Raw genomic sequence first — 12636 nt, 5'->3', positions numbered from 1 at the left:
AATGACATCGAAGATGCTTTTTACAATAATATGTAAATTAAAGTAATTAATAACAGCAATACCGTAAATATACTAGTTTGCTGAGTATGCAAAATAGTTATTTTATTTAAAATATTTTGTGTGAAAGGCTTTAAGTAAAAATATTGCTCTTCTTCTTCGGAGTCAACAGGCTCTGTCTTATATCTATTAACAAAATACCGTGCGGTTATCTCGATTAATCGAAATAAATCAAGGTTAATATACTCGGTTGAAAATCTTGGGATTTTTCTAAATATTAAAGTCGAAATTGCCGAAATTATTATAATACCTATTTGTTTAATTATATCGGATCGCTGTGCGCTTAGTATCTCAACCGGATAGTCTTGCCAAGTAATCAATAATATTTGCGGTAATAATAAGCAAATAGTCATCGTAATACTAAACATGATGAAAAGACTAAAATTTGTAAAAAACTTAGTAGAATTAGTAGAGTTTTGTGATAAAAACCCATGCTCTAGAAATATTGAGAATAATATTATACAAGTAGATATTTTTAAAAAGAGGATAGCGTAATAACTAATATTACACTCTATTAAATTCATCAAGGCAATTTTGGTAGTAAAAGTAGCAAATAGCGGTAGACCGGCGGCTATTGCTACACTAAATATTAAACTAATTAATAATATAGGATGTTGTAATAACGAGATATTTTTGAGTTCGGGATAATTTTTTATATCTTGAGAATCGCTAAGTACAGCGATATATAGAGCAAGTAAGCCGTTATATAATATATGGATAAAAAGAAAGGCGGTAATAGCCCGGGTCGCCATAACAGAGTTTGTACCGATAGCTATTATTATAAAACCAAGCTGTGAAATAGTAAGGTAGCATAATAATCTTTTGAGATTTTGCTCAATTAAAGCATATATTATACCGTATAAGATCATCGCTATGCCGAAGAATTTAAGGACTAGAAAACCGCTAAATAATTTTAGCAAAATTATTGCGGCAATTTTGTTAGTGAAACTAATTAAATATATGAACCCCGAACCGGAAGCGGTAGGATAGCAATTAACTATCCAACCGGTAAAAAATACGGCACCGACATTAATAAGGCAGCCGATGAATATCAATATTGCCGGTAAATCGTAGTTGCTAGCTAGTTCTGTTAAAGGGATAATTTTTGTATCGTTAGTTTTAGCAATTATCAGGCTAATACCGATAAGAATCAAGCTGCTACTAAATAGATGGGTAAGAAAATATTGCCTTATGATTTTCATATTATTTAAGCGATCGCCGTAAAAAATAAGCATACAGGCGAATACGGTCATAAATTCCAAAGAGATAATCATAGAAATAAAATCACCTGCAAATAAGCAAGCAAGCGAAGATAGGCAATATAAACTGCCAATTAGAGCTTCAAATTTTCTATTTTGACTAAGCGCGTATAAACCGGTAACTGCTGTAATAATTAAAAATGCTAAAGCAATTAACTTATTTTGCGGACTGAAATCAAAAATAAACTCAAAATTGGCTAGTAGAAATGATAGTCGGTTATTTTGGATAAACATTTTAATCTTTCAAAGGGACTGTTAACACTTCAAGCCCCTGAATTCTTTTAAAATCTTTTACATTTAGAGTCAATATAGGGTAGTTGTTGGCTATTGCTGACGTAGCAATTAGCATGTCATTAGTATCAAGAGTTATTCTTTCTTTATATAAATTATGGATAATTTTTGAATATATTCGTGCTTCTTCTCCTCCAAAAGGTAATATAAGAAGTGAAGCTAATATATGCTCAATAAAAGCTAAACGTTTTATACGTCTATTTTCATTATCCGCTCTATCGACACCTATTAATAATTCTGTTAGTGTAACGGGGCTAATATATCCTTGTTTATACGCCCCCCATACTTCAGGATTCAATTTACCTTTTTCTAAAGCTACAATTATTGATGTATCGATAATTAATCCCATTTGTTATCCTTTTTAAAGTCATATTTTTGTCGTGCTTCATAAATATCTTTTATAAATTGCTCTGCATCATCGGGATCAAGCTTAGGAGCATTTTCAAAGAATTCATGTAAATTTTTTGTAGTTTTACTGGATTTAGGATGAATTGGAGTTATTCTTGCTACTATATTATGTCCTTTTTGAATATCAAAACTTTCTCCTTTATAATAAACCCTGTTCATAATATCTGAAAAAGAGCGTACTACTTCTGTTGCTCTAATAATTTGTGCCATATTGTTTCTCCATAAAAATCATATAATAATATTATCAGATAATCTGATTACACGCAATAGTTATACAATATATACTAGAAATTCTTTAATTAAAATTTGGATAAAATAAAATAATATTATAGCTAACGAACATATAACTAGACTGATTTGCATAGGGTAGGGTAGTTTTTTTGTTATTTCCGGTTGCTCTTCGGACGGGGATTTATAGATAAAACTCAGTATTTTTATAAGATAAAGAGCCGAGAATATACTACTAATTATTATAACCGCCATTACTAGAATTTGATTTTGTTCGGCAGCGGCAAGTATAATTGAAAATTTACTAATAAAGCCGCTAAAAATCGGTATTCCTATTAATGATAGCGAGGCAATAAATATGATAAAAGCTATCATCGGTAGTTCCTTGCTTACTCCGACTAAATCTTGTATTTGATTAGTCTTTTTCAAACTATAAATACTTCCCATACTATAAAATAAGCAAATTTTGGTAAATGAATGAGAAACAAGATGCATTGTTGCAGCACCTAACGCTTTCGGGGTTAGCATAAAGGCACTAAGCAACGCTAATCCTAATTGATTCATGGTTGAGTAGGCAAGAATTTTCTTGATATTATCAGTTTGAAGAGCTTTGAATGAGCTATAAAATATGGTTATTATCGGGAGAAAGATCAGCCAGTTAAAAGGTTCAAATATTGATTGTAAATATGTTAAGCCGAAGATATATATTAAAATTTTGTAAATGCAGAACAGACCGGTTTTGACGACCACCACGGCATGGAGCAAACTACTTACCGGATAATGGGCAACCATAGCCGCCGGTAACCATGAATGCACAGGGTATAAAGCTGCTTTAGCTATGCCGAAAATAAACATTAGCAGCAAAATAATAGATTGATTTTTAGAAAAATAATTATCCATAAAGCCGCCGCTAGTAAAATCTCCGCTGCCGGTTTTAACGTAAATAATTATTATGGCAGGTAAGAATAATAGCATCGCTGAAATCATCAGAATTTTTAAGTATTTATATAGTCCGGTCATAACGTTATTTCCGCCGGAATGACCGATAAGAAAAGCAGTAGATAAAGTTAGAATTTCATAAAAAATAAACATCGTAAAAAGATTAGCTGACAGCGCAATAAAAACACCGGCAAGAATGCTTAAGTTAAAGAAAAATAAAAACCTATCGGAATTTTCAATATTATTAATTGCTAAATATTTGGGTGTGTAAAGTAATGCGCAAATCCATAAAAATCCGAGCAGGCTCAAAAAAATAAGACCGAGAGGCTCAAGATATAAGCCTATAGAATAATTGCCTGAGATGTTAAAGGTAATATTTGTTCTTATGCCTTTTAAAAATAACCAATCAATAATTAAAATATTACCGAAGAAAAAAATACTAACCGCAATTAGTAGGAAATTACGGATAAAGCTATCTTCCTTGGTGACAAAAGGAATAGTTAAATTTAATATACCTACCAGTAATGTCGAGAATATCAAAAGGTTAGGTACGGCAAATAATTCAATCATGGTTGTATTTAATATGGTTTTAATCTCAACGTCATTGCGAGCGAGCGAAAGCCTTGTTGCATGGCTCAAAATCATTACAAAACTCGTCATTGCGAGGAGCGTAGCGACGCGGCAATCTAGAAAAAATAATAGTTTTCATAGTATTTTTTGCTATTTTTTCCTAGATTGCCACGTCGGTGCTATGCACCTCCTCGCAATGACGAGTTTTTTATTAAATTAATGTCATTACTCCGCTCCCAAAATAATATCTTAACTATTTTATAATGATAAAAGAGCGATCCTACCGAGCTTATTAAGATTACGATAAAATCTAGCCATAAATTTTGTCTAATTAGTAAATCAAAAATATTGATTTTAATTATAAATAATGGGCTTATGGGTAATCCGGCACTACAAATTATGCTAATTATTACTAAAATACGCCAAGATATTTTGCCATGAATAATCTTACTATATGTTTCATTATAGGCGGTAATTAAAAATAAAGCCATTTTGTTAAGGCTATCGGCTATTAAAAAAATCGGTAAAATTGTTTCCCCTTCTTTTGTTATTAATAGTAGGAACGCATAACCGATTTGCGTAAGCCCGGAGTAAATTATAATAGTTTTTAAGCCCTTCGCTTTAAAAGCAAAATATGGGGCTATAATAATAGTAAATAAAGCTATCGGTCTTATAAAATTTGTTATAGCTACAGCTATTTCATCGTAATTTAACGTAAGGCGGCTAAATTTAAATATTATGTAAATACCTATTACGGTAGAGATACCTGCCAAGTAGATTAGAATAACCGAAGCAGTAGCCGTATAAGCTCTTACCATCCAGAAATGCATAGGGAAAAAAGCGGTTTTAAGAATGACCCCGATTAAAAAGAAACCGATAGCAGCTATTACTATCCGAGAATTATAATATTCTTGAATACGGGTTGCTACGTCTAGCATATTAAGGCTGCCGGTAAAGCTAAGTAAAAATCCAATGCCTATTAATATAAAGGTTGCGCCGATACTACCCATTATTAAATAATCAAAAGCTCCCACTAAAGATTTGAGGTTATTACCTTGAGCCATTAAAACGTAGCTGCTAAGCGATGAAATTTCAATAAATACATAGAGATTAAAAAAATCGTTAGTACTAACCATCCCTAAATACCCCGTATGAGCAAATAATAATACCGAGTAAAATAGAGATTTTCTTTTATCGTTAATGAATTTTGTAACCGTATCTTCAATAAGATTGCGGCAAAAAACTAAAAAAAATAATAGAACAAGATTAAGGTAGATAATAATAGATTGATTGAAATGATTTAATTGATATTCAATACCGACGAAGGAAGCCCATCCCCCAAAAGTATAGGATATTAGTTGTCCGTCCATAGTAATAAAGCCGTAAATACTAAGTATAAGATTTGCAAGAATACAGTTAACGGCAATTAGCCTAGCGATTAAAATATGTTGATAAGTAAATATTATTAGTAAAGCGCCTGCGAGCGGTAATAATATTTGTAAAGACGGGAATTGTGTTATTAAAATCATTCTTCTTTAAACTAAATATTATCGTTAAAATTAATTTCATCTTCCGATATAGTACCGAATTGTTTGAAGATTTGATATATTAAACTAAGCCCTACCGATAAAGTAGCGAATCCGACGACGATAGCGGTGAGCATTAATACATGAGGCAGTGGACTAGAATAAGCGGTTATTCCTTCTTGCTGAATAGGGACTCCGCCGCCGTTAATTTTGCCGAGAGCTAAGTAAAAAATCAATACGGAACTTTGAAAAACCCCAAGCCCTATAATTTTATGAATATAATTATGACCGGTAAGCATTATAAATAATCCGCATGTTAAAATTATTAATGCGAAAAAATAGATTGAAAGGTGCATAAAGTTACATCATCATTGCAAGCGGGCGTTGTTATAAGTTAAAGCCTGTTCTATGCCATTCTAGCTAAAAGCGGGAATCCAGTCTTGCTTATGTCATGCTGAACTTGTTTCAGCATCTATTAAAAGATATCCTGAAATAAATTCAGGATGACATATAAAATGGATTCCCGCTTTTAGCTAGAATGACATCGAAAATTCGAGCCATGCAACAACGCCTACGGCTCCTTGCAATGAACGATTCTTTTAATAAGCCTTAAAGGAGTCGTTAAATACACATGTGACTTTTTTACCCTTGCGTATCGATAATTTTGGAAAAACCTGTTCGATAATGATCATGTTAGGGTTGTCCTGTGCTAAGCGATAATTTACCATAGACTCTCTTAAGGCTTCGTCAACTGCAAAAATAGCCGGTATTTCGGCGTTTTTATCCCTAAATTGTAGATATGTAAATTCTCCGTCATCAAAAATTTTGATAGGAGCGATTTCTTCGTTACCGCTAACAGAGTAATTAAAGTTATATTTTTCGGGGTGAGCTAAATCAGGACTAGCCGAAGATGCCGTATAAGTTTGCATATGACCGCTACTATCCGTTTCGTCATCGGGATAGATGAATCTTACGTTAAAAACCATTTCCGGGTCTCTCATATCAAGAGTTTCCGCTGCATATAATTCAAAAAAGTAAGTGCGCTTATTAGTAATAAGCGTCATATTAGTGGTAGCGTCTTGCTCCATAGGCTTTATAAAAATTCGATGTCCTGCCGGCACAATCTGCCAAGAAGTAGTATCACCCATAGAAATACTGACGATTTCTTCATCTCTTGCAAGTTCTATACTTGCTTGATAGCCGTAATAGCCGGTAAACTTAAAAACATCGTCAGGATTATAAACCATAATCCTTATGCGTGGATCAGTGCCTAACGGTCTTGATTCTCTAACGGCAAATACATTTAGCGTAAAGAATATTAATATACAAAATATCAATAATTGCTTCATATTATTTCTTATTTTTATCTTTTAATAATTTTAATTTATAGCTGGTAACGGTAAAATTATATGGTGACCCCGGAGCTAAATCTAAACTAATTGAGTCCATTATAAAACCTATTGTTGCCTCCCATACCATATTTTCTAAAATTTCACCGGCAGTATTTTTTGCTAATGATTCAAAAATAACGGTTACTTCATTATCATTAATATTGGTAATTGATGATATAACCACGGAACGTCTAAATAATTTTTGATATCTCATAACCGGTGATAAAGGGTTATCGATATTCATAAAGTTAACAAATTGCGTGTAAACTATTCGAGTTGAAGTATTTTGAATAAAAGTAAACTGTTCTTTTATCATATTATAATTATACGTTTCCCGTCTTGATAAATAATTTTTAATCATAATATTAACAAGGGAAGTATAAGGATCATGTTGCGTAGTTTGGCTTGTATTCGTTATCGTTGTATGCTTTTCCGTTTTTGATTGTATGGCATAGCTTACTTTTTGCTTTATCGGTAATAAGGCGTTAATACTTACACAAATTGTTAGAAGTAATATCAAGAAAACAGTACAAGTTAAAAGTAATAAAGACCTCTGACTTAAGGGAGTTACATATTTAAAATTATACCATTTTTTTGCATCGGCAAAATATTCTCCCGATTTAATATATTCTTGTACGGAGCTAAGTATTGGATCCATAGTTATTTAATAGCTATTCGTTTAATTTGCTAAAGTCTAGCATATTTATTTAAATATAATTATTATTTATTAACATGCTTGGTTATTTAAACTAATAAATAAGTTTATTTTGTTGCTACTATGTCAGGTGCATAATATAAGTTTGAACTAAAAAAACTAATTTGTAAATTTAAATTTATAATAACTGTTGTTTATTATAGACTATAGTAATTAGAAACTTTACAAGCTTTATTAATTTATTTTCACGTAAAAGTAAATTTTTTATAAAAAATGCTTGAGAAGTATTTTATACTAAGTTAATTTAAAGCAGAACAAGAAATTTTATAATATAATTAATAATGTTAAGATTATTAAAACTTTCAATATCATTGGTTATACTTTTGCAGTTGTTATCATGTACGCCTTCGGCTCCTTATGAAATAAAAAGCCCTTGCGTATCGGCTGAATCAAATGACTTATTTAGTGCGCCCATAAATCCGTGTGTTCGTAGACCGGTTAATTCAGTAGTTGATATAGCGTAATAATTAAAGATTATTTTTTTTAAATTAAATATCGGTTTTTCTTTGTAAAATTAAAAAATTAATGCTTATTATTTTAATAAATTACAATGTAATACTTATTTATGTAAATAACCATTCATAATGTGATAATATATAATGTTCAAAATAAGTGATATATTTAGCTTCTTAAAATCAAGTGCTAATAAGCTAGAAAATGGGCAACTGCAAACCGAAGAGAGCTTACAGCAAAATCAAGTAAGCGACAAACCGCTTAACGCATTAAAAGCTACTCAAAATTGGTATGAAGAACGATCAGATAAAATAATCGTTCAGCGTAATTTATTAATGATATTGTTAATAATTCTTACAAGCTTTATGGTTATAGCTACTTTGGTAATTGCTTTTGTAGTAAATTCCAAACAATTTTATCCGTTTGTAATTCAGCTTGATGATAATACGGGAAGGGCGGCAATAGTGAGTCCTGCTTCTTCAACGCTACTTGCTGCCGATGATTCTCTTACAAGATATTTTATAAAAAAATATCTTGTAGCAAGAGAAACTTATAATCCCGTAGATTTTACAACTATCGCTCGTACTACCGTTCGATTATTTTCCACAAGCAGTGTTTACTATAATTATCTAGGGTTTATAAAAAACAAAGATAATGATCCTACCTTAAAATATGCCCAGGATAACACTACTTTTTTAACGATAAAATCATGGTCAAAATTAGCTCAAGATAAATATATAGTAAGGTTCTCTATAAGTGAAACATCAGGAGACCAGCGAATTTTTAACAAAATATCGGTGATAAGTTTTGCTTATGTACCGATGGAATTAACAGACGTAGAGCTTGATATAAATCCGGTGGGTTTTCAAGTAAGCGGATATAGGGTAGACGATGACAATAGCTAAATTTTGTTTTTTAATTATAGTATTATTAAGTAGCTTCACGATAAAGGCTGAGTGTTCTTTAGGACCGGCTAGATCATATAATGATAATTATATCGATGATTTATCTATAACTACCGATAATAGAATAAAAACTTATATATATAATCCCAATGAGGTTTATTTATTAGTTTTACATTTCGGTTTTCAATCTCATATAGAATTTGCCAAGAATGAAGAAATTCAAACTATAACTTTGGGGGATGCTTACGCGTGGAAAATAACGCCGCTAGCTAATAGGTTGTTTATAAAACCCTTGGAAAAAGATATTAGAACAAATATGACTATAATAACTAATAAAAGAACTTATGAGTTTGATATTGCGTCTATGGAACTCGAAGAAGGACGCGAAAAAGACTTAGTATATGTAATTAGATTTTATTATCCTAAGAAAAGGTCTAGTGATTTTTGAGAGTAAAGCGTCATTGCGAGGAGGCATCGGCGTTGTTGCATGGATAAGAAATTGCCGTAAAAAGGGTGTCATTCTAGCTAAAGGCGGGAATCCATTCTTGTCATGCTGAACTTGTTTCAGCATCTATTACACAAAGATCCTGAAATAAATTCAGGATGACTATAATTTTTCTGGATTCCCGCCTACGCGGGAATGACATCGAAAATTCGAGCCATGCAACAAGTCCGGTCAAGCCACGGAATGACAGCTTTTCAAGTTAATCGAGTAGTATACCTTAAAAGCATTTAAAATTAATATAATAACACAAATTTAATTATGGCCGAAGAGCAAAATATTAATAACCCTAATTCTTCAGCGACCGAGTTACCCGAGGTTCAAAAAGAGCTTTCTAAAGTTTCCGTTAGCTTTAACAAAAGTATCGCTATTTTAGTGATAATTTGTGGTATTTTTGCATATATATTTTTCTATCTTTTCTTTAGTAATAAAAAGGATGATTCTCAGGATTCGGTGCCGCCTGTTGTTAATATTGCAAAACCGGCTCAAGATGTTCAGGATAATATTCCCGAAATTCCTAAATTACCGGAACCTCCTAAACTTGAGACGCCGGCTGCTCCGCCTCCGCCGCCTGTAGTAGTAGCGCCGCCGGTTTTGCCTACTCCGGTGGAAGACAAAGATAAAGCGCCGCTACCTCCCTCTCTTTCTTTGCCGTCTGCTCCGTCAAATTTAGTCGATAGTGATGCAGAAAAACAACGTCGTGAAGCAAAAAGAAAATCTTCTATAGTATTAATCGGGGGGACGGAAGTTAAAAAAACTCCGGAACAAGTGACGCAAGAAGCGACTTTTAAAGATCGTGGCGACATGAATTTTGTTCTTGGGAGAGGTAAAATAATTGATGCAGTATTAGAAACGGCTATAAATAGCGACTTTGGCGGTGAAGTAAGAGCGGTGATTAGTAGAGATGTATTTTCGGAAAAAGGTAAAGTTCCTTTAATTCCAAAGGGATCAAAGATTTTTGGAACTTATGGAGCTTCAGCGGAAACTTACGGCAGAATTTCCGTAATATGGAGTAGAATAGACCTTACTAATGGTTACACTATAGAGTTTGACGCTATTGCCGTAGATAATTTAGGAAGAAAAGGAACTCAAGGAAGGGTGGATAATAAATTTAAAGAACGTTTTGCTAACTCTATATTGCAGTCAGCCTTTAATATTGCATTTGCCAATGCTCTTGACAAAGTAGTTGCACCGCCTATTAACTCACAAGCTGCGGCGGCGAATAGTGCTGTTGCGACGCAAATACAAAATATAGCTCAATCAAATGCTGCTAATACCGGTATGACTGAAGATGTAAGGATTGTAATGATTTGTACTAGCGTACTCGGTGCTATTACCGATACAACTTCGGCGGCTTATTCTTCCATGAGTCAAAGCTGTACTACCGCACAAAATCCGGCAACGGCAAATACTGCGGCTCAAAGGCTTGCGGCATTGGTGCAAGCGGTTAACTCGGCTGCTGCAAGTTTATTGACTACGGCTACTACCGCTTCTGCTCCGACACAAGCACAGCAAGCATCTACTCAAGCTTTTACTGATGTAACTAATACGGTTAAAGATATGATAAGCCAGCAGGAGTTTAAGCCGACTACCACTATTGACCAGGGAACCGCGATTAAAATATATGTTAATAAAGATTATAAATTTCCGAAAGCTGTATTATTAAAATCAAGGTTAATGAAATGATACCAAATTCTGAAATTAAATGTACAAAAGCAATTTTTCATGGGCTACCCCTGTCATATAGCAACTTGATCACGGGAATAATACTCAATTCTTGAAATACGAATGGTATACTCAAATGATTTCGAGAATTGAATTTTATTTTGAAGGGCGACTGCACGCAGCGTACTCTTGGTACGTAAGTACAAGAGTCCTTGATAAAATAGACTTCTTGCATAACGTAGCTAATAAGGAGGAATTTGAAGGAAACACGGAACGCAGCACCGCAGCGTACTCTAACGTACGTGAGGATGCGAGTACCGGATTGACGTACAAATTACCCTTAGAAGCAAGTTATGCAAGAAGTCTAATGAAAGAGCAATTCTTGAAAGCAAAAGAGTATATGTATGGCAGATGAATTTGCTGCGTTAGAAACATTTTTATTGCCCTTTAAGGATTTATTTGCCGAGGAAGGTATTAATGAGATCATGGTTAATAAACCGGGGGAAGTTTGGGTTGAAAAGAAAGGAGAAATATATTCTAAGCAAATACCCGACCTTGATTTTGAGCATCTTATGTCGCTGGGGCGTTTAGTTGCGCAATCTACAGAGCAAATTATTTCTGAAGAAAAACCGTTGCTTTCAGCTTCTTTGCCGAATGGTTATCGTATTCAAATAGTATTCCCGCCTGCTTGTGAGATAGGACAAATTATCTACTCGATTAGGAAAGGTAGTACTATGAATCTTTCATTAGATGAATATGCTAAAATGGGGGCTTTCGATGCAACCGTTACTGAAGCAATAATAGACGAAAATGAAGGAATTCTAAATAATTACTTAGCAGAAAAAAAGATAAAAGAATTTGTCAGACATGCGGTGATTTCAAAGAAAAATATTATTATTAGCGGCGGAACTTCTACCGGTAAAACTACTTTTACTAATGCGGCTCTTGGTGAAATACCGATAGAAGAGAGAATAATTACGGTAGAAGATGCAAGAGAAGTGTTATTGCCGAAACATCCTAATAAAGTACATTTACTTTCTTCTAAAGGCGGGCAGGGTCGTGCTAATGTTAATACGCAAAGTTTAATAGAAGCGTGCCTACGGCTCCGACCTGATAGAATTATAGTCGGAGAGCTACGAGGTGCGGAAGCTTTTAGTTTTTTGCGGGCAATTAATACCGGTCACCCCGGTTCTATATCAACTCTGCATGCCGATAGTCCGGCTATGGCGATAGAACAAATGAAGCTAATGGTTATGCAAGCAGATCTTGGTATGCCGCCTGAAGAGGTAAAAAAATATATTCTAACCGTGGTCGATATCGTAGTACAATTAAAGCGTGGTAGCGGCGGAAAAAGATACGTTTCCGAGGTGTATTATAAGAAAAATAAAAGTGCCGAAAGTATGATTTAGGTGTATTGGGTTGTTGTGTCGATAGGTTAAACGTATTCGATGTCATTCCCGCGAAAACGGGGCGTTGTGCATGGATTAGAAATTGCCATAAAAAGGGTGTCATTCTAGCTAAAGGCGGGAATCTAGGCTTTCTTGTCATGCTGAACTTGTTTCAGCATCTAATACGAAAATATCTTGAAATAAATTCAGGATGACTATAATTTTTCTGGATTCCCGCCTGCGCGGGAATGACATCGAATTCTGAATGACATCGAAAGACAAAATAATTTTAGGTATACTCGAATGATTTTAAGAATTGAATTTTATTTTGAAGGGTGA

Annotated in this window: 13 protein-coding genes and 1 pseudogene; 6 read left to right on the top strand and 8 right to left on the bottom strand. The window is 33.6% G+C overall.

The window, feature by feature from the left end:
- Window positions 1-20: 20 nt before the first annotated feature.
- The 8 genes from AAGD64_RS05955 to AAGD64_RS05920 form a co-directional block, all read right to left on the bottom strand.
- Entirely contained in the window at window positions 21-1550 is a 1530-nt protein-coding gene (locus AAGD64_RS05955) for a proton-conducting transporter membrane subunit (protein WP_341792734.1), read from the bottom strand.
- 1 nt (window position 1551) lies between these two features.
- Window positions 1552-1956, bottom strand: coding sequence for a PIN domain-containing protein (locus AAGD64_RS05950; RefSeq protein WP_253307570.1), 405 nt, complete (start codon window positions 1954-1956; stop codon window positions 1552-1554).
- Window positions 1947-2225: an antitoxin gene (locus tag AAGD64_RS05945; protein WP_253307571.1), complete on the bottom strand. Its 279-nt coding sequence runs from the start codon at window positions 2223-2225 to the stop codon at window positions 1947-1949. Before AAGD64_RS05945 ends, AAGD64_RS05950 begins: the two co-directional genes overlap by 10 nt.
- Window positions 2226-2285: 60 nt before the next feature.
- Window positions 2286-3752: a proton-conducting transporter membrane subunit gene (locus tag AAGD64_RS05940; protein WP_341794169.1), complete on the bottom strand. Its 1467-nt coding sequence runs from the start codon at window positions 3750-3752 to the stop codon at window positions 2286-2288.
- Window positions 3753-3931: 179 nt separating this feature from the next.
- A complete protein-coding gene (locus AAGD64_RS05935; protein ID WP_341792733.1) occupies window positions 3932-5281 on the bottom strand; it encodes a proton-conducting transporter membrane subunit in 1350 nt (449 codons plus the stop codon).
- Window positions 5282-5292: 11 nt separating this feature from the next.
- Entirely contained in the window at window positions 5293-5634 is a 342-nt protein-coding gene (locus tag AAGD64_RS05930; RefSeq protein ID WP_253307573.1) for a Na+/H+ antiporter subunit C, read from the bottom strand.
- Window positions 5635-5877: 243 nt separating this feature from the next.
- Window positions 5878-6627 carry a P-type conjugative transfer protein VirB9 gene (gene virB9 / locus AAGD64_RS05925; RefSeq protein ID WP_253307574.1) on the bottom strand — a complete coding sequence of 250 codons (750 nt, stop codon included), beginning with the start codon at window positions 6625-6627 and terminating at the stop codon, window positions 5878-5880.
- A 1-nt stretch (window position 6628) separates the two neighbouring features.
- Window positions 6629-7327 carry a virB8 family protein gene (locus AAGD64_RS05920; protein WP_253307575.1) on the bottom strand — a complete coding sequence of 233 codons (699 nt, stop codon included), beginning with the start codon at window positions 7325-7327 and terminating at the stop codon, window positions 6629-6631.
- A gap of 338 nt (window positions 7328-7665) precedes the next feature.
- Between AAGD64_RS05920 and AAGD64_RS05915 the strand changes: the two genes are divergently transcribed.
- From AAGD64_RS05915 to virB11, 6 genes and pseudogenes are all read left to right on the top strand, one after another.
- Window positions 7666-7848, top strand: a complete 183-nt coding sequence (locus tag AAGD64_RS05915; RefSeq protein WP_253307576.1) for a DUF2706 domain-containing protein — start codon at window positions 7666-7668, stop codon at window positions 7846-7848.
- Window positions 7849-7992: 144 nt separating this feature from the next.
- A complete protein-coding gene (locus AAGD64_RS05910) occupies window positions 7993-8742 on the top strand; it encodes a virB8 family protein (protein WP_341794168.1) in 750 nt (249 codons plus the stop codon).
- The gene (locus AAGD64_RS05905; protein WP_253307578.1) at window positions 8729-9190 is read left to right on the top strand and encodes a TrbG/VirB9 family P-type conjugative transfer protein; all 462 of its coding nucleotides are present in this window, start codon (window positions 8729-8731) and stop codon (window positions 9188-9190) included. Before AAGD64_RS05910 ends, AAGD64_RS05905 begins: the two co-directional genes overlap by 14 nt.
- A gap of 315 nt (window positions 9191-9505) precedes the next feature.
- Window positions 9506-10930: a TrbI/VirB10 family protein gene (locus tag AAGD64_RS05900; RefSeq protein ID WP_341792732.1), complete on the top strand. Its 1425-nt coding sequence runs from the start codon at window positions 9506-9508 to the stop codon at window positions 10928-10930.
- A 199-nt stretch (window positions 10931-11129) separates the two neighbouring features.
- Window positions 11130-11273: pseudogene (locus AAGD64_RS10615) on the top strand (palindromic element RPE1 domain-containing protein); the annotation flags it as partial.
- A gap of 40 nt (window positions 11274-11313) precedes the next feature.
- Window positions 11314-12318 (top strand): P-type DNA transfer ATPase VirB11, encoded by a 1005-nt coding sequence (gene virB11 / locus AAGD64_RS05890; RefSeq protein WP_341792730.1) that lies wholly within the window; start codon window positions 11314-11316, stop codon window positions 12316-12318.
- Window positions 12319-12636 lie beyond the last annotated feature (318 nt).

Origin of the sequence: Rickettsia endosymbiont of Ceutorhynchus obstrictus, from assembly GCF_964026565.1 — a bacterium.
Classification (GTDB): domain Bacteria; phylum Pseudomonadota; class Alphaproteobacteria; order Rickettsiales; family Rickettsiaceae; genus Rickettsia.
This window is presented reverse-complemented; position numbering and strand designations above follow the sequence as displayed.